Origin of the sequence: Streptomyces marokkonensis, assembly GCF_008312835.1 — a bacterium.
GTDB lineage: Bacteria > Actinomycetota > Actinomycetes > Streptomycetales > Streptomycetaceae > Streptomyces > Streptomyces marokkonensis_A.
The window spans coordinates 49,304-74,148 of record NZ_VSKS01000017.1 but is presented as its reverse complement, the minus strand read 5'-3'; the positions used below and the strand labels follow the sequence as shown (position 1 = coordinate 74,148).

Annotated in this window: 16 protein-coding genes and 1 pseudogene; 9 read left to right on the top strand and 8 right to left on the bottom strand. The window is 71.7% G+C overall.

Annotated features, from left to right (window positions below; genetic code table 11):
- Nucleotides 1–39: 39 nt before the first annotated feature.
- Nucleotides 40–913: pseudogene (locus F1615_RS35985) on the bottom strand (AMP-binding protein); the annotation flags it as partial.
- On the opposite strand from F1615_RS35985, the gene F1615_RS25895 reads away from it, so the two are divergent.
- Both F1615_RS25895 and F1615_RS37145 read left to right on the top strand, forming a co-directional pair.
- Nucleotides 912–2,498, top strand: coding sequence for an FAD-binding protein (locus F1615_RS25895; RefSeq protein WP_149551478.1), 1,587 nt, complete (start codon nt 912–914; stop codon nt 2,496–2,498). The pseudogene F1615_RS35985 and the gene F1615_RS25895 sit on opposite strands and share 2 nt — an antisense overlap.
- Nucleotides 2,499–2,746: 248 nt before the next feature.
- Nucleotides 2,747–3,133 (top strand): carboxylesterase family protein, encoded by a 387-nt coding sequence (locus F1615_RS37145; RefSeq protein WP_149551477.1) that lies wholly within the window; start codon nt 2,747–2,749, stop codon nt 3,131–3,133.
- Between the two features lie 300 nt (nt 3,134–3,433).
- Here F1615_RS37145 and F1615_RS25885 read toward each other — a convergent pair whose 3' ends face one another.
- On the bottom strand, nt 3,434–3,724 hold the full coding sequence (locus F1615_RS25885; RefSeq protein WP_149551476.1) for a hypothetical protein: 291 nt from the start codon (nt 3,722–3,724) through the stop codon (nt 3,434–3,436).
- A 986-nt stretch (nt 3,725–4,710) separates the two neighbouring features.
- Entirely contained in the window at nt 4,711–5,877 is a 1,167-nt protein-coding gene (locus F1615_RS25875; protein WP_244328845.1) for an IS701 family transposase, read from the bottom strand.
- A 267-nt stretch (nt 5,878–6,144) separates the two neighbouring features.
- Between F1615_RS25875 and ispH the strand changes: the two genes are divergently transcribed.
- The 5 genes from ispH to F1615_RS25850 all read left to right on the top strand — a co-directional run bounded on the left by ispH (nt 6,145) and on the right by F1615_RS25850 (nt 14,199).
- Nucleotides 6,145–7,095: a 4-hydroxy-3-methylbut-2-enyl diphosphate reductase gene (ispH, locus tag F1615_RS25870; protein WP_149551475.1), complete on the top strand. Its 951-nt coding sequence runs from the start codon at nt 6,145–6,147 to the stop codon at nt 7,093–7,095.
- A gap of 27 nt (nt 7,096–7,122) precedes the next feature.
- A complete protein-coding gene (locus F1615_RS25865) occupies nt 7,123–8,166 on the top strand; it encodes a polyprenyl synthetase family protein (RefSeq protein WP_149551474.1) in 1,044 nt (347 codons plus the stop codon).
- 4 nt (nt 8,167–8,170) lie between these two features.
- Nucleotides 8,171–10,021: a 1-deoxy-D-xylulose-5-phosphate synthase gene (locus tag F1615_RS25860; protein WP_149551473.1), complete on the top strand. Its 1,851-nt coding sequence runs from the start codon at nt 8,171–8,173 to the stop codon at nt 10,019–10,021.
- Complete coding sequence (ispG, locus tag F1615_RS25855) at nt 10,018–11,187, top strand: flavodoxin-dependent (E)-4-hydroxy-3-methylbut-2-enyl-diphosphate synthase (RefSeq protein WP_149551472.1); 1,170 nt, start codon at nt 10,018–10,020, stop codon at nt 11,185–11,187. The genes F1615_RS25860 and ispG overlap by 4 nt, the downstream gene beginning before the upstream one ends.
- 603 nt (nt 11,188–11,790) lie before the next feature.
- Complete coding sequence (locus F1615_RS25850; RefSeq protein WP_149551471.1) at nt 11,791–14,199, top strand: ATP-binding protein; 2,409 nt, start codon at nt 11,791–11,793, stop codon at nt 14,197–14,199.
- Nucleotides 14,200–14,283: 84 nt separating this feature from the next.
- Here the strand turns inward: F1615_RS25850 and F1615_RS25845 are convergent, their stop codons facing one another.
- From F1615_RS25845 to F1615_RS25825, 5 genes are all read right to left on the bottom strand, one after another.
- On the bottom strand, nt 14,284–15,249 hold the full coding sequence (locus F1615_RS25845) for a UbiA family prenyltransferase (protein ID WP_149551470.1): 966 nt from the start codon (nt 15,247–15,249) through the stop codon (nt 14,284–14,286).
- Between the two features lie 36 nt (nt 15,250–15,285).
- Nucleotides 15,286–16,674 (bottom strand): NDP-hexose 2,3-dehydratase family protein, encoded by a 1,389-nt coding sequence (locus F1615_RS25840; RefSeq protein ID WP_149551469.1) that lies wholly within the window; start codon nt 16,672–16,674, stop codon nt 15,286–15,288.
- Nucleotides 16,671–17,660, bottom strand: a complete 990-nt coding sequence (rfbB, locus tag F1615_RS25835) for a dTDP-glucose 4,6-dehydratase (RefSeq protein ID WP_149551468.1) — start codon at nt 17,658–17,660, stop codon at nt 16,671–16,673. Before rfbB ends, F1615_RS25840 begins: the two co-directional genes overlap by 4 nt.
- Nucleotides 17,657–18,712 carry a glucose-1-phosphate thymidylyltransferase gene (locus tag F1615_RS25830; RefSeq protein WP_149551467.1) on the bottom strand — a complete coding sequence of 352 codons (1,056 nt, stop codon included), beginning with the start codon at nt 18,710–18,712 and terminating at the stop codon, nt 17,657–17,659. Before F1615_RS25830 ends, rfbB begins: the two co-directional genes overlap by 4 nt.
- Before the next feature lie 285 nt (nt 18,713–18,997).
- Nucleotides 18,998–22,258: a BTAD domain-containing putative transcriptional regulator gene (locus F1615_RS25825; protein ID WP_149551466.1), complete on the bottom strand. Its 3,261-nt coding sequence runs from the start codon at nt 22,256–22,258 to the stop codon at nt 18,998–19,000.
- 262 nt (nt 22,259–22,520) lie between these two features.
- Between F1615_RS25825 and F1615_RS25820 the strand changes: the two genes are divergently transcribed.
- Both F1615_RS25820 and F1615_RS25815 read left to right on the top strand, forming a co-directional pair.
- A complete protein-coding gene (locus F1615_RS25820; RefSeq protein WP_149551465.1) occupies nt 22,521–23,105 on the top strand; it encodes an NADPH-dependent FMN reductase in 585 nt (194 codons plus the stop codon).
- Between the two features lie 59 nt (nt 23,106–23,164).
- Nucleotides 23,165–24,745 carry an MFS transporter gene (locus F1615_RS25815; protein ID WP_149551464.1) on the top strand — a complete coding sequence of 527 codons (1,581 nt, stop codon included), beginning with the start codon at nt 23,165–23,167 and terminating at the stop codon, nt 24,743–24,745.
- Nucleotides 24,746–24,845: the final 100 nt, after the last annotated feature.

The following is a 24,845-nucleotide window of genomic DNA, read 5'->3' as shown; positions in this document are numbered from 1 at the left end:
CGTCCCGCGCACCAGGAGTTCGCCCTCCTCGGCGGGGCGCAGCCGCTCATCCACCACCAGCTGTTCGGCGCCCGGGTGCGCGGTCCCGATGGGAACGGTGCCGTTCGCGGTGCGCGGCCAGTGGGCCGGGTCGGCGGGAAGGCGGTAGCCGGTGCAGGTGACGGTCAGCTCGGTGGGGCCGTAGAGGTTCTCCAGGCGGGCGCCCGGAGCGGCCGCGGCGAAGCCCCCCCGGCCTGCCGCTCGAGTCCGGCGTCAACCGCCGTAACCGGGCGGCGAGCGAGACCACCGACGGCACGGAGAACCAGTGGGTCAGCCCGTGCCGCGCCACGAAGCCGGCCGGGTCCATCAGCTCGTCCCGGGTGGGTACGACGAGGGCCGCCCCGGTGCTCCAGGCCACGAACATGTCGAAGACCGATGGGTCGAAGGTCAGGTCGAAGGTCTGCGACAGCCGGCTCTCCGGCCCGGCCCCGGTCCGCTCGACGGCGTGGTCCAGGTAGGCGTCGGTGTTGGCGTGCCGGAGCACCACGCCCTTGGGGCGGCCGGTGTCGGCCTCGGTGAGGGTTCCGAGTTTGACCCGGCGTTTCGGCTTGGCCCGGGTGCCTTCGATGTTCTTCGGCGGCAGTTCGTGGCTGAGGGCCTCGCGGACGTCCTTGGCCCGTAGTGGTCCGGTCGCGTGGTTGAAGGCGTCGAGGATGCGGGGGCAGTGAGCCGGGTCGGGACGACCGACCGGAAGAGCCCGGACTGCCGGAAATCGTCGCTCGTTGGCTGGTCCACACCACGTCACGGCGACCGGTATCGGTGTACCTGACAAATAGTCCGTGGAGTTCCGGACCGTCCCCGACGGGAGCACGGACGCTGGTGGCGCGGCGAGCGAACGAGCCCGCCGGACGAGCAGCTCACGAAACGGGAGCATGAACCGAGTGAACAGCATCGTAGCCAACGCCCACCCGGCTCTGGCCACCCCCCAGAGCACGACGCAGCGTCGCCACACCGACGCCATACCCACCGTGACGCCCGAGGACGCGCGCTACCCCGACATGATCAGAGGCCACGGCAACAACCGGCACGTGGCCTCTCCCGAGGCGATCCGCCTGCCCTCCACCACCGAGCAGGTCCTCGAGATCGTCCGGGAGGCGGTCCGCGACAACAAGCGCATCGCGGTCCGCAGCGGCGGCCACTGCTTCGAGAACCTCGTCTTCAACGACGAGACGGAGATCATCGTCGACCTGCGGCTGATGGACCACGTCGGCTTCGACGACGACCGCGGCGCCTTCGTGGTCGAGCCCGGCGCCACGCTCCTGAAGATCTACGAGACGCTGCACATCGGCTGGGGCGTCACCCTCCCGGGCGGCGGCTGCTACGCCACGGGCGCCGGCGGCCACTTCTCCGGCGGCGGATACGGCATCCTCTCGCGCAAGCACGGCATCCTCAGCGACCACCTCTACGCCGTCGAGGTCGTCACCGTCGACGAGCGGGGCGAGGCGCACGCCGTCGTCGCCACTCGCGACCCGGCAGACCCGAACCACGACCTGGCCTGGGCCGTCGCCGGCGGGGGAGGCGGCAACTTCGGTGTGGTCACGCGCTTCTGGATGCGCAGCCGCGGCGCCGAGGGCAGCCCGGGCGACCTGCTGCCGAAGGCGCCGTCCACCGTCTTCTCCATCTTCGCGGCCTGGTCGTGGCAGGACATCACGGAAGAGGCCTTCGCGACCTTCATGGCCCGGTACGCCGACTGGTCCAGGACCCACGGCGGCCTCGACTCGCCCTACATCGACATGGGGCACTGGATCTTCCTGCAGCACGCCGACTCGGGCACCTTCAACGTGGTCGCCCAGATCGACTCGACCGTGCCGGACGCCCGCAAGCTGGTGGACGACTTCATCGCGTTCGTGTCCGACGCGCTGGGCGTGCAGCCGAGCCGCGCCAACATCACGGAGCAGCCGTTCCTCAAGGCCACCGCGCAGACCATGACCGCCGGCGAGACGATCACCAGCCCCAGTCTGCGGACCTCCCACAAGTCGACCTACATGAAGGACGCCTTCCCCGAGCACCAGGTGCAGACGATCTACCGGTACCTGACGAAGACGGTCAATCCCAACCCGTACAGCTTCCTGGTCATCAACTCCGTCCGCGGACAGATCAGCGCCTTGGACGACCACGCCACCGCCGCGACCCACCGGGACGCCCTCTGGCTGGTCTACTTCGAGTCGTACTGGCACAGGGCCGAGGACGACGAGCGGAACGTCACCTGGCTGCGGTCCTTCTACCAGGACCTGTACGCCGACACGGGCGGCGTCCCGGTGCCGAACGACGTCACCGATGGCTGCTACATCAACTACCCGGACAACGACCTGAGCGACCCCACGTTCAACCGGTCCGGGGTGTCCTGCTACGAGTTGTACTACAAGGACAACTACCCGCGGCTGCAGCGCATCAAGGCGAAGTGGGATCCGCGGAACTTCTTCCGCCACCCCCAGTCGATCGAGCTGCCGGACAGCTGAGCGGCACAGCACGGGCCGGGCGGGGTGCCGCGCGCCCGCCCGGCCCATGGCTGTGCCGCCCGGCCGCCGCTCCGCCCGTACCGCCCCCGCGAGGCCGGGAGTCCGCGGTCGGCAGGCCTACGCCACGTGCTCCAGGCCGAGGCTGTCGGTGGACAGGACGGCCGCCGCGTGCGCCGCCGAGGCGGCGGACACGGCCCGCAGGGCCCGAGAAGTGAGAAGTTCCGACGTGACCACACCATCCAGAACGGGTGACAGGCGCCGTATCGAGTCGTACACGGCCGTCGGCGACGCTGGGGACGCGGACCGCGGGGTCCGCGCGACCGACGGTGCGTCGCTCGACTGGGCCGACCGGCTCGCCGTGCTGCTCGCCGAGGAACGGCCGGACGGGGTGCTGCGTTACCGCAGAGCGGCGGGCGGACGGTTCCTGTACGGCGGCCGAACAACCGGCCGCCGTACAGGAGCACCTGCAGGACCAGATCACGCTGCTGCACTGGGTGCGGGAGAACGCCGCGGCCTTCGGCGGCGACCCGGGGAACATCACCGTGTGCGGGACCTCCGCGGGCGGGGCGTCCGCCCTGCTGCCCGAACTGCGGGGCGCCATCCGGCGGATCATGCGATCAGCGCGTGCCATGTGACGGTCCCGACCATGTCCCAGACGCCCGAGGACGCGCACCGCGTGTACGGCATCCTGGCCCGTCGGCAGGGCACCACCGTCCCGGGCTGCGCCCGGTGCTGGCCGGCGTGCTGCGGGACGCCGCGGCCACGTTCTTCGCGGGCCGGCTCGCGGACCGGCCCGTCACGATCGGCCGCTGGTACCGGGGACCGGTCGACGACGGCCGGCGGATGCGTGGCTTCGACCACGAACTGCCCGCCCCCGAGGTGCCCGTGCTGTCCGTGCACACCGCCACGGAGTGCTCCTTGTGCACGGGCCCGGCTCACCGCAGCCCGCCCCCGTCCCGGTCGACGACGCCTCCCTGCACCACGCGGTCCGCGAGGTCCTGCGGTACGCCGCGGACGAGAAGCAGGCCGGCGGACCGGACGGCCTGGCCCGCGCCTGCGTCGAGGCGTCCCGGGACGCCGCCGTGGCCGAACGGCGCCCGACCGACCCGCTGTCCGTGTGGAGGGAGGTCTGGGACGACCTGCTGTTCCGGCACGCCATCGTCCGGCTCGCCGAGCGGCACGCCCGCGTCGGCCGCACCCCGCTGTACGCGATGGAGTTCAGCCACACGGTCCGGCCGCCCTACTTCGGCACCCCGCACACCTCGGACTCCAAGTTCCTTCGGCACCCACGGTCTGCCCCGGCACGTTGGGAAGTGCGGCGACGGCCCCGCCGAACGGCGCCTGTCGGCCGCCTTCAGGGACATCGTGGCCTCCTTCGCCAGGAGCTCGCGGCCCGAGGCCCCCGGGCTGCCGTCGTGGCCGGAGTTCACCCCGGACCGGCCGAGCACCCTCATCCTGGGCGGCGCGCGCCTCGCCGAGACGGCCCCGACGAGCAAGTCCCGGCAGCCGCCTCCTGGGACGACGTCTCCTGGGTGCCGCAGCCGTGACCAGCGCGAGGCCCTTCGCCGGTCACGGGCCGCTCATCGAAGACGTCACACCCGGCACCCCGCGCATGCGGGACGACGTACGCCCGCCTATCCGCACCCTGCGGCCGGACCTGGCGGCGGACGCCTTCGACCGATTCGCCGCCGAGGCGCACGGGCAGGGGCCGGTGTTCACCGCCGCATACCTCACGGACGGCCCCTGCGTGGCCGTGGCCACCCACCGCACCCCGGCCACCAGCCGGGGCCGCATCCTCCTGGTCGAGGACCTGGTCACCGCCGCCGGACGCCGGTCGACCGGGATCGGGGCCCGGCTGTTCGACCGTCTCGTCGGCCGCGCTCACGCCCCGGCTGTGTCGCCGTGGAACTCGACTCGGGCGTCACCAAGCACGCCCCCACCGCTTCTACCACGTGCGCCGGATGCGCATCGCGGATCTCCACTCCCGGCTGGACGTCCCGCTCTGACCCACGGCCGTGTCGCACACCCCCGCACCGCACCGCCGCCCGCCCGGCCCCCGGCCCGGGCGGGCGGCGCCGTTCGTGGCGTGCCGTACGACGGCACGCCACGCCGTCCGCCGGTCGGTTCCCGGCGTCACCCCTTCCGTCGTCGCCACGGCTGCCCCGGCCCGGCCCCGGCCGCCGTCGTCGCCGTGGTCCGGCCCGGCACCGGGTCAGGAGGCCTGCCGCGCCTGCGGGGCCGCCGCGGAGAGCACGGCGACGGCGTGCGCGGCCGAGGCGAGGGTGGTGTGGCGGTGCCAGCCGCTGTAGGAGCGGCCGACGTAGTCACGGATGCCCACCTGACACGTCACCTCGTCGAAGTCGCGGTCGACGCGGCGCGCGGCGTCGCCGAAGCGCAGCACCGAGGCTGCCGGATGGGGCAGGTCGGTCAGCCACATCTCGGCCGGCCCGCGCCGTCCCCGAGCGTTCACACCGACCAGCGACAGCGGTGCTCCGTCCGGGCCTGCCCCCGGCACGCGCACCCCGACCGCCGCCACGAGCGCGGTCCTGCGGACCGCGGGCAGCGAACGTGAGACGGTCTCCAGGCGGGCCATGGGCCGGAACAGGGCCCGCGCCGCCTGCATGATCTCCGGAGCGGTCAGCAGGTGCGCGCCGTGCCCGGTCAGCGCGGGATCGTGCACCGTCAACGGCAGGTCGCCGTGGACCCGCACCATGGCCGGGAAGCCCATGGCGCGCAGGCCGCGCACCGTGGTGACGGGGTCGGCCTCCTCGATGTCGACGACGACCGGCTGCGCCGGCAGCTCCCAGGCGGCCAGGCTCTCCCGGCAGGCCGTCAGCACACAGTCGCCCAGCGTCTCGGGCCCCACCTCGCACGGGATGGAGGCCTGATTGCGGCGCAGCCCGTCCTTGAGCCAGGCCTGCGGCAGATACAGCCGCCAGCTGAACGGCGCCGTGATGGTGTCGGCGACACCCCACACCCCCACGGCGCGCTGGGCGTTGAGTGCCTGTCCCTCGTCGACCGAGAAGTACCGGCTGACCCCCACCGAGTGACGCCCCACCTTCGGGATCGTCATCAGGCGCGCGACGTAGGCCTGCGGCGGCGCGAGGCGGCTCAGGTACCCGGCCAGGGACCGGCGCACCGGAATCCAGTCCCAGGTGGAGCTGCAGATGAAGTGATGGAGGCTCTGACCGGTGCTGCTGCCCTTCAGCGCCGCCATGTTCCGTATCGATTTACGGCCGCGGGTGGAGAGCAGTCCGTGGACGTACTCCATGCCGCGGCGCCGCTGGTCGCTGCGGCGCAGTGTCGCAAACAGCTCCGTGCCCAGGTCGTCGAGCGCGTCCCCGAGCACGGCTTCGGGCCGAATGAGAGCAGTACTCATATGACTCCTCGGTCGATTCCTTTCACGCCGTGCGGACCGCTCAATTCACGCCGTGCGGTCGGTTCCATTCACGCCGTGCGGTCGGCTCCACATTAGGAATCGGAGGTAGCCGTAATGAATGACAAGGGCCTAGCAAGGTTCAGCGGTTGGGGCGCCCTCGGTACATGACTGATTCGAGCCCGAGCACCCTGAGACGGTTGACCGGGGACACACCTGAACAGCACAGTCTGCTGCGGGAGTTGAACCACGCAGCGGAGACGGGTGAAAATGGGACGCACGAAGAAGGTCATCCTCGCGGAACCGCGTAGTTTCTGCGCCGGTGTGCGCCGGGCCATATCGATTATCGAGCTGGCGTTGGAACGCCATGGAACTCCGCTTTATGTGCGCAAGGAAATCGTGCACAACCACTATGTGGTGCGGCAGCTGGAACAGCGCGGCGTGCGGTTCGTGGACTCCGAGGAGGAGGTGCCCGAGGGGGCGGTGTGCGTGTTCTCCGCGCACGGCGTCTCGCCCCAGGTGCGGCGCAACGCGCAGGCCCGCCGGCTGGACGTGATCGACGCCACCTGCCCGTTGGTGTCCAAGGTGCACCAGGAGGCCAAGCGGTTCGCCCGGGAGGGACGCACGCTGCTGCTGGTGGGCCACGCCGGGCACGAGGAGGTCGAGGGGACCTTCGGGCACGCGCCCGACCGCACGGTGATCGTGGAGACCGTGGAGGATGCCGAGCGGCTGGACCTGCCGGCCGACACCCCGGTGGCCTTCCTCACCCAGACGACGCTCTCGGTGGACGAGACGCGCGACATCGTCGAGGTGCTGCGCCGCCGCTTCACCGATCTGCGGGGCCCCGGAACTGACGACATCTGCTTCGCGAGCCAGAACAGGCAGGACGCCGTCAAACAGGTCGTGCCGCGCTCGGACCTGATGCTCGTGGTCGGTTCCCGGAATTCCAGCAATTCGCTTCGGATGGTCGAGGTGGCGCGGCGTTTCGGTGTTCCCGCCTATCTTGTCCCGGACGTCACGGAATTCGACGAGAGCTGGCTTGAAGGAGTGTCGGTGGTGGGGCTGAGCGCAGGTGCCAGCGCCCCGGAGATCCTCGTCGACCAGGTTCTGGAAAGGCTCGCGGAATTCGGTTACCGCGATATCGAGATCGAGCAGGTGGCGCAGGAGGACGTGGTCTTTCATCCGCCGACGCACCTCATCGACACGGCGAAGGCCGGCTGACCGGCCGGACAGGAGAGGGAGCAATTGATGACGACCGCGGTGACAGACCGGCTCACAGTGCGCGACGCCCGTGCCGAGGTGCTGCGCAGGGCCGAGCGACGTCTCGGCGAGCTCCTCGCCGACGAACGCGCCCGCTGGAGCGGTGTCGACGAACGGGGCGCGGTGCCCGTGGACACGGTGACCTCCCTGGTCGACGCGGGCGGCAAGCGGCTGCGCCCCGCCTTCTGCGTGACCGGGTACCTGGCCGCGGGAGGCGACCCCGACGACCCGGCGGTGGCGGACGCCGCCTCCGCCATCGAGCTGGTCCACACCGGCGCGCTGCTGCACGACGACGTGCTCGACGCGTCCGACACCCGCCGCGGGGCCCCCGCGGCGCACGTCCGGCACGCCACGGTCCACGCGGAGCGCGGCTGGCGGGGCGAGTCACGCCGCTACGGCGAGGGCGTGGCCCTGATCTCCGGTGTGCTGGCCATGCTCTACGCCGACCGCCTCACCCGCGACCTGCCGCCGAGCGCCCGTGACGTGTGGGGCGAGATGGTCACCGAGATCCAGATCGGCCAGCACCTGGACGTGGCCGTGGCCGCGGAGGGGGTGATCGCGCCGGAGCTGTCGCGGTGGATCGCGATCTGCAAGTCCGGCCGCTACAGCATCACGCGTCCCCTGCTGCTGGGCGCCGCGCTCGCCGGACGGCCCGACCTGACGGCCGCGTTCGAGGAGTACGGCGAGCGCCTCGGACTCGCCTTCCAGCTGCGCGACGACCTCATCGGCGCGTTCGGCGACAGCACGGTGGCCGGCAAGCCGGTCGGACTGGACCTGGGGCAGCACAAGATGACGCTGCTCCTCGCCGAGGCCGCGGAGCGCGACCAGCAGGTGCGCCTGCTCGTCAACCGCCCCGAATGGGACACCGCGGCGCTGCTCGACCTGCTCGGCGAGAGCAGGACCCGGATCGAGGAGCGCATCGACGCGCTCGTGGAACGCGCCGGCGCTGCCCTCGACCAGGCCGCGATCGAACCGGTGTGGCGGGAGGAACTGAGTGAGATGGCCCTCGAAGTCGCCTACCGGGACCGGTGATCGCATGTCGTTGCTGGAAACCGTGCACGGCCCGGAGCGCCTCCGGGAACTGAGCGCGGAGGAACTGGTCACACTCGCCGCGGAGATCCGCGCCTTCCTCGTCGACCGGGTCTGTGCGACCGGCGGACACCTCGGCCCCAACCTTGGGGTGGTGGAGCTGACCCTCGCCCTGCACCGGGTCTTCGACTCGCCCCGCGACCGGCTGCTGTGGGACACCGGTCACCAGGCGTACGTGCACAAGATCGTCACCGGGCGGGCGGCCGGGTTCGACCGCCTGCGCCAGCAGGGCGGCCTGTCCGGCTACCCGAACCCGGCGGAGTCCGAGCACGACCTGGTGGAGAACTCCCACGCGTCCACGGCGCTGTCGTACGCCGACGGCCTGGCGCGCGCCGACGCCCACCAAGGGCGCACCGACCGGGCCGTGGTCGCCGTCATCGGCGACGGGGCGATGACCGGCGGCATGGCGTGGGAGGCCCTGAACAACATCACGGGCGGACCGGACCGGCCGCTGGTCATCGTGCTCAACGACAACCAGCGCTCCTACGCCCTCACCCAGGGCGGCTTCGCCGACCACCTGGGGGAGCTGCGTGCCGGACAGCAGGGCGTCCCCGGCCTGTTCGAACAGCTGGGCCTGGCCTACCTCGGCCCGGTCGACGGGCACGACGTGCCGGTGCTGGAGGAGACGCTGCGCCGCGCACGGGACCTGCGCAGGCCCGTCGTCGTGCACGTGGTCACCGAGAAGGGCCGCGGGTACACGGTGACGGAGCAGAACGAGCTGGACCGGGGCCACGCCATCAAGCCGATGGACCCTGAGACGGGCCGGCCGCTGAAAGGTTCCGCCTGGCCTTCGTTCACCTCCGTCTTCGGACGCGAGCTCGTCCGCATCGCCGAGCGCCGGCCGGACGTCGTGGCGATCACGGCGGCCATGCTGGAGCCGACGGGGCTGCTGCCGATGCAGGAGCGCTTCCCGAAGCGGGTCATCGACGTCGGCATCGCGGAGCAGCACGCGGTCACCATGGCCGCGGGCATGTCCCTGGGCGGTGTCCACCCGGTCGTCGCCATCTACTCCACCTTCGTCAACCGCGCCTTCGACCAGCTGCTGATGGACGTGGCACTGCACCGCAGGGCCGTGACGTTCGTCCTCGACCGGTCCGGTGTCACCGGCGACGACGGTCCCAGCCACAACGGTATGTGGGACCTGTCGGTGCTCCAGGTGGTGCCGGGGCTGCGGATCGCCGCTCCGCGGGACGGCGCCCGCCTCGCCGAGCTGCTCGCGGAGGCCGTCGAGTGGGAGGAGGGCCCGACCCTGGTGCGCTTCCCCAAGGGCCCGACGGGCGACGACATCCCCGCCAGGACGACGTTCGCCGGCACCGACGTACTGCACCGCGCGGGACCGCTCGACGTGCTGATCGTCTCGGTCGGAGCGCTGGCCCCGGTGGCGCTGCAGGTGGCCGAGGTGCTGTGGGCGCAGGGCGTCGGCGCGACGGTCGTCGACCCGCGCTGGGTGACGCCGGTCAACCCGACGCTCGCCGACATGGCGCGCCGGCACCGCCTCGCCATCACCGTCGAGGACAACAGCCGCATGGGCGGCGTGGGTTCGACCGTCGCCCAGTTCCTGCGCGACGCAGGGGTGCGCACGCCGATGCGGGAGTTCGGCATCCCCCGGCGCTTTCTCCAGCACGGCAGCCGCGCCGAGGTGCTCTCCGGCTGCGGACTGACCGCGCAGGACATCGCCAGGGCCGTGGTGGAGGAGATCAGCGGTCCGGTGGAGGACCGCATCAACACCGGAAGTGTCGAATTCCAGCGGGAGATGGCCCGCCTCATCAAGCAGGAAAGCGGAGGAGAGACACGATGACGACGGTCGGTCTCGGAATGCCGTCGGTCAGGCCGGAGGCGGTTCTGCCGCCGCTGGCCCGGCGACGCAAGTCCCGCCAGATCACGGTGGGTTCAGTGCCGGTCGGCGGGGACGCGCCGGTGTCGGTGCAGTCCATGACGACGACCGTGACCGCGGACGTCAACGCCACGCTGCAGCAGATCGCCGAACTGACGGCGGCGGGCTGCCAGATCGTCCGGGTCGCGGTCCCCTCAGCCGACGACGTGGCCGCGCTGCCCGCCATCGCCAGGAAGTCGCCGATCCCGGTGATCGCCGATATCCACTTCCAGCCCAAGTACGTGTTCGCGGCCATCGACGCCGGATGTGCCGCCGTGCGCGTCAACCCAGGAAACATCAAGAAGTTCGACGACAGGGTCGGTGAGATCGCCAAGGAGGCGGCGAACGCCGGCATCCCGATCCGCATCGGCGTCAACGCCGGCTCGCTGGACCGCCGGCTGCTCGAGAAGTACGGCAGGGCCACCCCGGAGGCGCTGGTCGAGTCGGCGCTGTGGGAGTGCTCTCTCTTCGAGGAGCACAACTTCCGCGACATCAAGATCTCGGTCAAGCACAACGACCCCGTGGTCATGATCGCCGCGTACCGGCTGCTCGCCCAGCGCTGCGACTACCCCCTGCACCTCGGGGTGACTGAGGCCGGCCCGGCCTTCCAGGGCACGATCAAGTCCGCGGTGGCGTTCGGAGCGCTGCTGTCCGAGGGGATCGGCGACACCATCCGGGTCTCCCTGTCGGCGCCGCCGGTGGAGGAGGTCAAGGTCGGCACGCAGATCCTGGAGGCGCTGGCCCTGCGCGAGCGGGGTCTGGACATCGTCTCCTGCCCCTCCTGCGGGCGGGCCCAGGTGGACGTGCACACCCTGGCGGAGAAGGTCTCGGCGGCGCTGGAGGGGTTCCCCGCGGCGCTCCGGGTGGCCGTCATGGGCTGTGTCGTGAACGGGCCGGGCGAGGCCAGGGAGGCCGACCTGGGCGTGGCGTCCGGCAACGGCAAGGGACAGATCTTCGTGAAGGGGAAGGTGATCAAGACCGTTCCGGAGTCGCAGATCGTCGAGACGCTGGTGGAGGAGGCCGTGCGGATCGCCGAGGGACGTGGCGAGTCGGCCGACGGGGCGGGGCCGGTGATCGTCACCCCGTCCTGACCCCACGCCCCCTTCGTGCCGACGACGGTCCGCGGGTCGCCCGCGGGCCGTCGTCGCGTGCCGGGGAGTTGACATTCTCCGTGGCCCTTCAGGAGGGTTTTGCGCCAACCAGCCGTGCCCCGCTCGCGTCTGCGACGGCGCGCCACCGGCTCGGGCAACGGTCCGGCGGCAGGGAACGCACAAGTGACCCGGGGGTGTCGAGTGGCACCGAAAACGGGTCGCGCCGTACTGCGGGAAGCGATGGCCAGAGATGGTCGGCCGGAAACAATTCGCTCAAGCGCGCGACTAACTTACCGTGGCACTGTCCGGAACAGGATGGAACGGGGGTGGTTGCACGTGGCGTGCGGCAGATGTCGCACGCGGCCACGGACAGGAGTTCCCGCGCCCGACAGGCTGGGACGGAGCGTCCGGCTCCCCGGCTACGGCGCGGTTCCCGTCCCGCCGTCCCGCGACACCGACGCTCCTCCGGCTCCGCCGAGGTGCTCCCGCGCCGGGTCACCGTGGGCACGGCGAGGAACACCTCGGCTCGTCCTGCGCACGGGCTTACCGGAAACCAGCGGGATCGATTCATCACGTGTGTCCGTTGATCGATAGGGGCTGCCCATGTACCCGATCAGTCCGAGCACCACCATTGACGACCTCAGCGCCGGCGGACCGGTTCTGCTCACTGTCGCCAACCGCTGCCTCGTGGGCCGGCAGGAGGAGTGGGCCGAACTGCGCGGACTCCTCGGCAACCCGGCCGTCCGCGTCGTCACCGTCACCGGCCCCGCCGGAGTCGGCAAGAGCCGGCTCGCCGCGGCCGCGTACGCCGACGTCGCCCAGTCCTTCGAGAACGGCGGCTGGGCCGTCGACCTGAACGACGTCCACCCCGGCCAGGACCCCGAGATGCTGCTCGCGGAGATCCTCGGCCTGGATACCGGCACCGGCCGGCCCGTGCACCCCCTGCTGCGCGCCTACTTCCAGCCCCGCCGCTCCCTGCTCTTACTGGACGGCTGCGACCGGATGCGCGCCGCGCTCGTACCGGCCGTCACCCGCCTGGTCAACGACTGCCCCGGGCTCACCGTCCTGATGACCGGGAACGAACGACTCGGCATCTACGGCGAGGTGCTGCTGCGCCTGAGCCCGCTGAAGCTGCCCCCGGCCGACCGGGAGCCGGACCTGGACGAGCTGCGGGAGATCCCCTCGGTCAAGCTGTTCGTGGAACGCACCGTCGTGAGCCGCCCCAATTTCGCGCTCACCGAGCACAACCGCGACGCGGTGGTCCGGCTCTGCCGCCGTACCGACGGCCTGCCGATGGCCATCGAGTTCGCCGCGTCCCGCATGAAGATGCTCTCCCCGCAGCGCCTCCTGGACGAACTCGACACCAGCCTCGACGCCCTGTCCGGGACCGAGTTCGACACCCTGTCCCGGCACCGCGGAATGGGCGCCGCCATCGCCCGTCAGCTCGATACGCTGGACAAGGACGAGCGGGCCCTGCTCAGACGGCTCGCCGTGTTCCACCGGGCCTTCGACCTGCCCACCGCCCAGGCGCTGTGGTCGGGCGGCGTCAGCGAACTCCAGCGCCTGCTTGAGACGTTCGTCGACAAGAGCCTGCTGCACACCGAGGAGTGCTCCGACGGCGAGCTCATCATCTCCATGCTCGGCCTCACCCGGCAGTTCCTGCTGGAGGAGGCGCACACGCTGGGGGAGGACCGGGAGCTCTCCGCGGCGCACGCCGCGTTCTGCGTCGACCTCACCGAGAGCGCCGAGAGCGGGCTGCGCGGCCCCGACCAGAGCCGGTGGCTGCTCGTGATCGACTACTGGTGGCAGGACCTCACCAGCGCGCTGGACTTCCTCGCGCGCACGGGTGACACCGCGGGCCTCGTCGCGATTGCCGTGAACCTGCGCGAGTACTGGCAGGCCCGCGGGGAGATCAGGGAGGGCATCACCCGGTTGCGGGCCGGACTCGACGACGCCGGCGGTCTCACCCTGGCCCAGCAGGCCAGGGGGCGGTTGGCGCTCGCCGAACTCCTGCTGGACGCCGGTGAGATGACGGCGGCCGAGGACTGCCTCGGCAAGGCCCGTGCCGCGTACGAGGAACTCGGCGACGCCGCCGGGGTCGCCGCCTGCATGCGCGGCGCCGGGCTCGTCGCACTGCGGCGCGGGGACCTGGTCGAGGCCGACCGCCGTCTCGAGGACTGCGTGGCCGCCGCCACGGACGACAACCGGGCGGAACACGCCGAGGTGCTGCGCGTCCTCGCGGAGGTCCGCCGCGCCGAGGGCGACGCGGCCTGCGCGCGCAGACTCGCCGCGGGGGCGCTGGAGTTCTTCGAGCGGCAGCGGGACGTCCGCAACATCGCGCTCACCCGTCTCGTCCTGGGCGACGTGGCCTTCGCTCTGGGCGACCAGGACGACGCCGTCGACCTGTACCGATCCGCCCTGCGGGACATCGCCGAGCTGAGGCACCTGGCGCTGTGCGCGCTCGGCCTGGAGAAATTCACGCTCCTGCTCACCCGCAGCCGGGGCCAGTCGATGGAGACCTGGCGCCGGGCGGCACGGGCCCTGGGAGCGGCGGCGGGCATCCGGGCCGCCACCGGCTGCGTCGCGCCCGCCCCCGTGCGCATGGAGGTGGACGCGGTCACCGCCCTCACCCGGGTACGCCTGGGCGAGGGGGAGGCCGCAGAGCTCGCCGCCGAGGGCCGGCAGTCGCCGCCGGAGGTCGCGGTCGCCGCCGTACTGACCCCTTCCGGGAGCGTCGAGCCGGAATGCGCACCGGACGGCGCCGGTAACCCGCTCACCCCGCGGGAGCGGGAGGTGGCCGAACTAGTGGCCAACGGTCTCACCAACCGGGAAATAGCCCGCCGCCTCGGCATCGCCGAGTGGACGGCCGTAAACCACGTACGCAAGATCATGCGCAAGCTGGCGTGCACCTCACGGGTCCAGGTCGCCAGCTGGATGTCCAAGCAGGACTCCGCCCGCCGGAGCCGGCCAACGGCCTTGCGGCTCACCGGCGCGCGCGCCTCCCGGGTCTAGAGAGCCCGCGGACAGGCGTCAAAGGCGGGGCCCGGTAGGCGGAGCGTCGGTGGTGCCACTGCTCCGCCTACCGGCCCCGTACGCTCAGAACCAGTGGTGCGCCACGTTGAACAGCAGCACACAGGCGACGGTCGTCCGGAAGACCACCACGCCACGGGAGCGCGCCAGCAGCGCGTGGCCGTCGCGCAGGAAGGAGACGTACTGGCGCAGCCGCAGCGCCATCAGTGGCACGGTCGCCACCACGAACCAGCCGGGAATCCACCCCTTGGCGTACGGCCCGAGGATCACCAGGAGGTTCACCGCCGTCAGCGCCCCCAGGAACACCTGGTTGCCGCGCTTCGACGTCATCACCGCGACGGTGCGCCGGCCCACCGCCGCGTCCCCGCCGATGTCCTGGGTGTTGGAGTAGCCGGATATCAGCAGCTGCCCGAACCCGAACAACAGCGCCTCCACCAGCACCAGCGCGGGAAGGTCACCGCCGGTGAGGGAGTAGGGAGACAGCACGAACGCCGTGGCCGAGAAGAGCAGCAGCAGCTCACCGAGCCCGACGTAGCTGAGCTTCAGACCCCACGAGTACTGCGGGCTGAAGACGAGCAGCAGCGTGGTGACCACGACACCCCACACGGGCGCGTGCGGTGCCGCGAGCACCGCCACCAGCCACCACAGCGCCCCCCACCCCAGGGCCACGTACCCGAACCGCTGCGCCTGGTGCACGGTGAGCTCGCCGGTGAGCAGCGGCTTGCGCTTGAGCGGCCGCAGCTCGGTGTTGTCGTCGGAGAGGTAGTTCGCCGTGTCGCTGCCGTCCTTGACGCCGGTCACGTCGTCCAGCGTCATGACCGCGGACAGCACGCCCACCTTCCCCAGAGCGTACGCCAGCAGCGTCAGGAGCACCTGCCCGTCCAGGCGGGCGCCCGGCTCCATCGCCGTCCACACGATGAGCAGTGCGAGGAGGAAGTCGAGGACGAACTGGAACTTGACCAGCCTGGCGTACCTGCCGAGTCGGTGCAGAACGCCTGCTTCGGGGGCCACTTGCGTACCCGCAGCTGCCATGGAGTGAGTCCTTACTGTCGGGCCGGGGACGCCACCTCAGAGCGTCACCGCGGCGGTGTTGAGACAGGCGAGCAGTGAACGTGCCTGCACGTTGACGTACCGGCTGTGCCGCACCAGCGCGTTGAGCTGCCCGGGCGTGATCCAGCGGAACCCCGCAGGCGGCTCGGTGGGTGCCTGCGACTCGTCCGCCTCGATGAACAGGTACCGGCTCTGCGCGTGATAGAAGCGACCGCCCTCCTCGGAGTGCACCGCCTCGTAGCGGATCTGCTTCTCGTCGGCGCCGAGCACCAGGTTGAGGAAGCGCGGGCGCTGTGCGGGGCCGAGATGGCGGTAATTGTCCGGCACACACTGCACCGTCGGCGCCAGTTCCAGGGTCTCCAGGAGGCCACCCTCCGGGTGGGCCCGCACGAGCAGGTGCGGGACACCGCCGAAGCGACGGGTCACGAACGCCGTGACCCCGAGACCGAGCGGTTCGATCAATGGCTGGGTCCACTGCGCGACCTCCCGGCCGGCGGCCTCCACCGCGACCGCCATCACTCGGAAATAACGTTCCGGCACATGGTCGACGGACCAATCGCCGCGCACCCAGTTCGTCACCTCGGCGAGCGGCACCGACCGCACCCGGCGGTCGTGGCGGGAGCGCTCGGCGGTGATCCAGGACAGCAGCCCCAGGTCGGAGTGGAGCGCTCCGGTCTCGGCCGACTGCACCGGGGCGCAGGCGAGGACGGTACGCGCGTCCATGTTCACCACGTTGTCGAGGCGCAGCAGCGCCCCGATCTGCCCGAGGGTCAGCCAGCAGAAACCGTCCTCCAGCGGGACCTCGCCCTCCACCTCCACCAGCATGTTCCGGTTGGCCTTGCGCAGGAACCACGAGCCGTGCTCCGACTGGAGCACATCGGCGATCACCCGCTCCGGCGGTACGTCCAGGAAGTACTCGAGGTACTTCACGTCCGCGCCCCGGTGCACCTTCGTGTAGTTGCTGCGGGTCGCCTGCACGGTCGGCGACAACTGCACCAGGTTGGGGTTGCCCGGCTCCATCTTCGCCTGCATCAGGAAGTGCAGGACGCCGTCGAACTCCTTGGCCAGGATGCCGAGGATGCCGACCTCCGGCTGGTTGATGATCGGCTGGCGCCACTCCGGGATCGGGTTCTCGGGATGGGTGACGTGGATGCCCTCCACCGTGAAGAACCGGCCGCTGCGGTGCACGAGGTTGCCGGTCCCCGGCGCGAAGGACCAGCCGTCGAGGCCGGCGAACGGGATGCGCTCCACCCGGTACCGGTGGGTCCGCGCGCGCTCCGCCAGCCACGGCACGAACTCCTCCGTACGCGGACCGCGGCCGTGCGCGGCGAGCGCCGAGCGGATGAGGCGGTCCGGTCCGGCCGCCTGCTCGTCGCGGCTGCGCAGGGCCGGCGCCGGCGTGCTCATCGGGCCGCCTCCGAGGTGGCGGCGCGCTTGACGTCCTTCCACCAGCCGGGGTGGTCCCGGTACCAGTCGACGGTCTCGCGCAGACCGCGCTCGAACGGCACAGCCGGCTCGAAGCCCAGCTCCTCGCGGATCTTCGTACCGTCGAGGGAGTAGCGGTCGTCGTGCCCCAGCCGGTCGGCCACCCGGCGGACGGCGGACGCCTCGGCGCCGCACAGCTCCAGCAGTTGGTGGGTGAGCTCCAGGTTGGTCCGCTCGACACCCCCTCCCACGTTGTAGATCTCCCCGGCCCGGCCCTTGGCGCGCACCATCTCCACGGCGCGGCAGTGGTCCTCGACGTGGATCCACTCGCGGACGTTGTGCCCGTCCCCGTACAGCGGCACCGGCTTGCCCTCCAGGAGGTTGGTGACGAAGAGCGGGATGAGCTTCTCGGTGTGCTGGTAGGGGCCGTAGTTGTTGGAACAGCGAGTGATCGACACGTCCAGCCCGTGGGTGCGCCAGTAGGAGCGGACCACAAGGTCGGAGGCGGCCTTGGACGCCGCGTACGGAGAGTTGGGCGCCAGCGGCCAGGTCTCGGTCCACGACCCGGACGCGATCGACCCGTAGACCTCGTCGGTGGAGACGTGCACGATCCGCTCCACGCCGGCGAGGCGCGCGCAGTCGAGCAGCACCTGGGTGCCCATGACGTTGGTGTGGATGAAGTCGGCGGCGGCCGCCACGGAGCGGTCGACGTGCGACTCGGCCGCGAAGTGCACGATCGAGTCGTGGCCGGGCAGCAGCTCCCGCAGCAGTCCGGCGTCGCAGATGTCGCCGTGGACGAAGTCCAGACGCTCCGCGCCGACCGGCAGGTTGGCGAGGTTGCCGCTGTAGGTCAGCTTGTCGACGACCGTCACCCGGGCGCCGACGGCCTGCGGATAACGGTCGTCGAGCACGGCGCGCACATAGTGCGAGCCGATGAAGCCGGCGCCGCCCGTGACCAGGATTCTCATGATGCGACCTCCACCCGGGAGTCGTCCCCGACGATCAGCCGGTGCCGGCGGGTGGCCGCCACCGAGGCGGTCCTGCCGATGAGCGAGCCGCTCAGCCTGCGCAGGTCCGACAGTGAGGACCCGTCCTGCACGATCGAGTCCTCGATGAGCGTGCGCCGCACGGCGCAGCCGGCGCCGATCGCGGTGTAGCGCCCGAGGTGGCTGTCCTCCACCACGCTCCCGGGGCCGATGTACGCCGGCCCCTCGATGCAGGAGCGCACCACGCGCGCACCCGGGGAGAGCACCACCGGACCGGTCAGTACGCTGGCGTCGTCCACCTCGCCGTGCCGCTGCGGGCGCACCTCGTCCAGCAGCCTGCGATTGGATTCGAGGACGGCGTCGACGTTCCCGGTGTCGGCCCAGAACCCGGAGTACTCGCTCGCCTTCACACAGGCTCCGTCCTCCACGAGCCACTGGATTGCGTCGGTGATCTCCAGCTCCCCGCGCGCACTCGGCCGGATGCTGTCGACCGCTCGGTGAATGGCCGGAGTGAAGAAGTAGACGCCGATCAGGGCGAGATCGCTGCGCGGTACGGCCGGCTTCTCGGCCAGCCGGGTCACCGTGGCCGACTCGTCGATCTCGGCGACCCCGAAAGCCCGCGGATCGGCGACTTTCTGGACGACGATCTGGGCGTCCGGCCGTTGCGCGGTGAAAGTCCGCGCGATTTCCATGATTCCCTCCGACAGGACGTTGTCGCCGAGGTGCATCAGGAAATCGTCGGCACCCAGGAATTCCCGGGCGATCAGCACGCAGTGGGCCAGCCCGAGGGGCTGTGCCTGGTGGATGTAGGTGATGCGGGCGCCGAACCGGGACCCGTCGCCCATCACCTCGCGGATCTTCTCCGACCGGTCACCGACGATCACGCCGATATCGGTGATGCCCGCGGCCAGGATGTTGTCGATGACATGTTCCAGGACCGCCTTGCCGGCGACCGGAATCAGCTGTTTCGGCGTGGAATAGGTGAAGGGCCGAAGCCGGGTTCCCATCCCGCCGGACAGTACGAGAGCCTTCACTTTGTCCTTCCGGATCGATTCTTCGGCCAATGGGTGATGTCCGTAGGATTTTCCGGGAGTGCATAAGTGAGGCTAACGGCGCCGCCGTGGAGGTCCGTTGATATGTTCTTGGACTCTGTCAAGTTCTGCTTGACGTGACGCACTCTGTGCTATTCATTCATGCCGGAAGGGCAATCCGGCCGGGGCCGCCGGGCACGGGAGGCGGGGCGCCGAGCCGGTGCCCGGGGCGGGACACCGCAGTCGGCGCCGTGCGGCCGGGCACGTGCCGGCCGCACGGCCCGTGGGTCACACCTGCTCGCCGGCCGGCGTCTCCTGCGCCGCCTCCTCGGGGCTCAGCGTTCCGCCCCGTTCGTAGGCGGCGGTGAACCGCTCCTCGCCCAGCCGCTCACGGGCGCCCGCCGCGATCCGGTCCACGTCGTCCCGCTCGCCCCCGGGCAGGGGAGTGCCCACGCGTGCCCGGGCCGCGGCGGCCGTGCCGAGCAGGCACGCCGCCCGCTCGGCGCGGCCCGCCAGGAGCTGCGCCCCGGCCAGACCCTCCAGACCCAGGGCGACCGCGCGGGGATCACCCGACTCCTGCGCCACCCTCAGGCCGTCCCGCTGCAATTCCAGGGCGGTCCGCGGGTCACCGCGCACCTCCGCGACGAACCCGAGCTCGGCGAGGATCAGCGAGGGCACGCCGGGCTGGTAGCCCATGCGCCGGTGTACGTCGAGCACGTTGCGCAGGTGACGCTCGGCGGTGTCCAGGTCGCCCTCCCGGCGGGCCCCCATGGCGAGTCCCATCTCGGCGAACTGCTCGCCGAAGTCGTCCGACTGCTCCACGGCGAGCCGCCGGGCACGCTCGTGGTACTCCCGGGCTATCGCGTAGTCCCGGGTGAGCAGGGAGATCCGGCCCAGCCCCGAGAGGTGGAACGACACCTCGGGCCACAGCTCCAGGTCCTCCGCCATGCGCAGCCCGTCGCGCAGCAGCCGCCCGGCCTGCGGGTAGTCCCCGACCACCTCGGCCAGCGTCTGCAGCGGCACCATGGCCCGCAACTGCCCCCACCGGTCGCCCAGTTCGCGGAAGATCTCCAGGCTCTGCTCGCCGTACCTGCGCAGCGCGCCGAACTCGCCGCGCAGCTTGGCGATGAACGCCCGGCTGCTCAGCGCCGCCGCCGTGCCCCAGCGGTCCTCCAGCGACCGGAACGTCATCAGTGCCCGCTCGACCAGCTCCTCGCTGGGCCCCAGGTCCCCGACGCCGTACAGGTTGGACCCCAGGAACCACTGGGCGTGCGCCTCGCCGCCGGGGTCGTCCAGCTCCTCGTAGGGGCGCAGCGCGGCGCGGTACTCGGCGAGCGGGTCCTTGCCGCCGCCGAGGAGCAGCCTGGTCCCGCCCAGCCAGGCCGTCGCCTCGGCGACCGCGGGGGTGACCGGGGTCTGCGGCACCAGGGCGAGCGCCGCGGTCAGCAAACGTTCCGCCTCGCGGTTGCGGCCGCGTAGATACCAGTACCACGCCAGGGCGTTGACCAGCCGCAGGGCCCGCTCACCGTCCCCGCTGTGCACGGCGCTCTCCAGCGCGGTGCGCAGGTTCGCCGTCTCGCTGTCGAGCCGGCGCAGCCACTCCCGCTGCCCGTGACCGCGCAGATGCGGCCTGGCCCGCTCGGCGAGCGCGGTGTAGTAGGCGCGGTGGCGCAGGCGCAGCGCCTCCAGCTCACCGCTCTCGCGCAGCTGTTCCAGGCAGTACGCTGTGACGGACTCCAGCAGCCGGTAGCGCGGCCCGTCGACCCCGTCGGTCATGACCACCAGGGAGCAGTCCACCAGACGGGCCAGCAGGTCCAGCACCTCCGTGTGGTCCACGCCGGCGCCCGCGCCCAGTTCCTCCGCCGCCGCCAGCGAACAGCCGTCGGCGTGCACGGCCAGGCGGTGCAGCACCGCCCGCTCCCGCGTGGTCAGCAGGCCGCAGCTCCAGTCGATGACCGCGCGCAGCGTGCGGTGGCGCGCCGGTGCGTCACGGGTCCCGGCAGCCAGGAGCGTGAACCGGTCGTCGAGACGGGCGGCCAGCTCCCGCACGCCCAGGGCGCGGACCCGGGTGGCCGCCATCTCCAGCGCCAGCGGGATGCCGTCGAGGCGGCGGCAGACGGAGACCACGGGGGCGATGGTCTCCTCGCTCAGCCGGAAGCGGGGAGCGGCCGCGGCGGCCCGCGCCGCGAACAGTTCGACGGCGCTGAACCGCAGCACGTCCTCGGTGCTCAGACCCGCGGCGGACTGCGGCAGGTCCAGCGGAGGCACCTCCACGAGCTGCTCACCGCCCACGCTGAGCGAGGTCTGGCTGGTGGTCATGATGTGCAGCCGCGGTGCCGCCCTGAGCAGCCGTGCCGCCAACTCGGCCACCGGTTCGACGACATGCTCGCAGTTGTCGAGGACGAGCAGGGCCTGCTCGTCGCCGAGGGCGTGCAGCACCCGCGCGGTGGAGGAGAGCGGGTCGCCGTCGGGGGAGGGGGAGGAGGTGATGTCGTCGCGCACGCCGAGCACCGCCTCGACCACCTCGTGCACCTCCGTGGCCGACGTGGCGGAGCGGTCGAGGGAGGCGAACTCCGCCAGCCAGACTCCACCGGGGAACTCCGGGCCGACCGTGGCCGCGGTCGCCAGGGCGAGCTGGGTCTTGCCCACGCCGCCCGAGCCGGTGAGGGTCACCAGCCGGTGCCGGCCGATGAGTGCGCGCAGCCGCTCGATCAGCGCGTCCCTGCCGATCAGGTCGACCGGCGGGGCGGGCAGGTTCGTCGGCGGCCGGGCCGCGGTGGTGCTCGGCGACGGCGCGGCCGCCAGGGCCGGGCTCTGCGTGAGGATCGCCTGATGCAGCGCGGCCAGTTCGGGGGAGGGGTCCACGCCCAGCTCCTCGGCGAGCCGCTCGCGCAGCTCCCCGTAGCTGGTGAGGGCGGCGCTCTGCCGGCCGGCGAGATACAGGGCGCGGATGTGGGCCGTACGCAGCCGCTCCCGCAGCGGATGCGACCCCACCAGGTCCGCCAACTCGTCGGCGACCAGGGCGTGTTCGCCGAGCTCCAGCCGGGCCTCGGCCTGCTCCTCCAGCGCCGTCAGCCGCTGCTCCTCCAGGCGGTCGGCGGCGGTGCGGGCGAACTCCTCGTCGACGAAGTCGGCGAACGCCGGCCCCCGCCACAGGGCCAGCGCCTCGGTCAGCAGGTTCGTCCGGGTACGGGGATCGGTGCTGTGGCGGGCGCGGGCCGTCAGGTCGAGGAAGCGGTCGGCGTCGACGGACCCGGGCGGGACCACGAGCCCGTAGCCGGGCGGGCGGGAGACCACCAGGTCCCGGCCGCCGGGCGCGGCGTCCTCCAGGGCCCGGCGCAGCTGCCACACCTTGTTCTGCAGGACACCGGCGGGGTTGCTAGGTAGTTGCTCGCCCCACAGGTCGTCGATCAGCCGGTCCACGGACACGGGCCGGCCACGGTGGATCAACAGCGCGGTGAGCAGAGCACGCACCTTCAGCTCCGGCACCCGCACCGGCCGCCCTTCGTCCGTCCACACCGCCAGCGGGCCGAGCACCCCGAAACGCATGTGATCACGCTAGCCGAACCGGGCGGCGCGCGTCAGGGCGATGCGGTGCGAAGACGGCCGGGAGCGATCGGGGGCGATCGGCCGGGAGTGACCGGGGACGACCGGCCGGAAGTGACTGGGGGCGCGAGAGGCGCCGGCCGAGAGGACCGAGCGCGCCGGCCAAGGGGCGCCGGCCGAGAGGGGCCGAGAGCGGACCGGGAGCGGGCCGGGAGAGGCGCCGGGCACCGTGGGAGCCGAGGACCCGAGCCCACGGAGGGGAACCATGCCTGAGCCGAAACTGCGGGTGTCCGTCATCATCGGCAGCATCCGCAACGGCCGATTCGGGCCCACGGCGGCCCGGTGGATCGCGGACGAGGCGGCCAAGCGCGAGGATCTCGCCGTCGATGTGATCGACCTGGCGAAAGTGTGGCTGCCCGACGTGCTGCCGGCGGACGAAAACGCGGAGCGGCCGGCCGCCGTACAGGACCTGGCGCCGTGGCTGGCCCGCGCCGACGCGTTCATCATCGTGACCCCGGAGTACAACCACAGCTTCCCCGCCTCCCTCAAGAACGCCATCGACTGGTACGTCGACGAGTGGAAGGCCAAGCCGGTCGCGTTCGTCTCCTACGGCGGCATCGCCGGCGGTCTGCGCGCCGTCGCCCATCTGCGCGAGATTCTCCCCGGTATGCACGCCGTGACGGTCCGCGACTCCGTCGCCTTCCCCGAGTACTGGAACCGCTTCGACGAGCAGGGCCGGCCGGTGAACGCCACGGAGTGCGAGGCCGCCGCCAAGACGATGCTCGACCAGCTGACCTGGTGGGGGCGCACCCTGCGCGACGCGCGGGCCGTACGGCCCTACCCCGGCTGACGCTCCCGCCCCGTTCCCGTGGTCCGCACCACACCGTCCCCGACCCTGGAAGGACACCCATGTCATCTCATGTCTCCCCGGCTACGCCGGTGAAGGCAGGGACTCGTGAGTGGCTCGGTCTCGCCGTGCTCGCCCTGCCCACGCTGCTGCTGGCGCTCGATCAGAGCGTGCTGTTCCTCGCGCTTCCGCACCTGGCGGAGTCCCTGAACCCCACCGGCACCCAGACGCTGTGGATCATGGACATCTACGGCTTCATGATCGCCGGTTTCCTGGTCACCATGGGAACGCTCGGCGACCGGATCGGCCGGCGCAGGCTGCTGCTGTTCGGCGCCATTTTCGTCGGCGCCACCTCACTGCTGGCGGCCTACTCCACCAGCGCCGAGATGCTGATCGCCACCCGGGCGCTGCTCGGTGTCGCCGCGGCCACCCTGATGCCCTCCACGCTCGCGCTGATCAGCAACATGTTCCAGGACCCGGGGCAGCGCGGCCGGGCCATCGCGGTGTGGGCCAGCTGCTTCATGGCGGGCACCGCGCTCGGCCCCATGATCGGCGGCGTGATGCTCGACTACTTCTGGTGGGGTTCGGTCTTCCTGCTCGGTGTCCCAGTCATGATCATCCTGCTGATCGCGGGTCCCGTCCTGCTCCCCGAGTACCGTGACCCCGACGGCGGTCGGCTCGACCTGTTCAGCGTCGCGCTCTCACTGGGCACCATCCTGCCGGTCATCTTCGGCCTCAAGGAGATCGCCCGCTACGGCTGGCGGCCGCTGCCCCTGCTGGTGATCGCGGTCGGCCTGGCCGTCGGCGTGGTCTTCGTCCGCCGCCAGACCCGGCTGACGCACCCGCTGCTCGACCTGCGCCTGTTCCGCTCCGGCGCCTTCACCTCGGCGCTGCTTGTGCTGATGCTGGCGATGGCCACCATGGGCGGCAGCTACCTGTTCATCACCGGCTTCCTGCAGATGGTCGAGGGCCTGTCGCCCACCGCCGCCGGCCTGTGGATGGTGCCGTCGGCGCTCGCCTCGATCGTGGCGGCGATGATCGCCCCCAGCCTGACCAAGCGGCTGCCCATGGGCCTGGTGATCGGCGGCGGTCTCACCCTGACGACCGTCGGCTACCTCCTGGTCGCCTTCGTCGACCCGGTGGGCGGACTCCCCCTGCTGATCACCGGCTTCGTAATCGCCTTCTTCGGTACGGGACCGATCGGCGCCCTGGGCACCAACCTCGTGGTCAGCTCCGCCCCGCCGGAGAAGGGCGGTTCCGCCGCATCCCTGTCCGAGACGAGCGGCGAGTTCGGCGTCTCGCTCGGCGTCGCGGCGTTCGGCAGCCTGGGCACCGCGCTCTACCGCGGCGACATCACCGTCCCGCAGGGCGTACCGGCCGAACAGGCCCAGGCCGTGCGCGGCGGCATGGAAGGCGCGATCGTCGCCGCCCAAGAGCTGCCCTCGGACCTGCGCGACCAGGTGCTGGCCGCGGCGCGCGAGGCGTACACCGGCGGCATGAACGTCGTCGCCGTCGTCTGCGCCGCGCTCATCGCCGTCACCGCGGTGCTGGCGGTGACCCTGCTGCGCAAGGTGGGCGGCACGACGCCGGCCGGGGACGAGTCGGCCGCCGCCCGGCAGGATTCCGTCCCGGCCGGTTCCTGACCGCCGAACGTCCCGGCGCGGGCCCTTCGCCACCCCGGCGAAGGGCCCGCGCCGTTCTTGTGCGCCGGGGCATGCCGCTGACCTGACACATGCGGTGGCC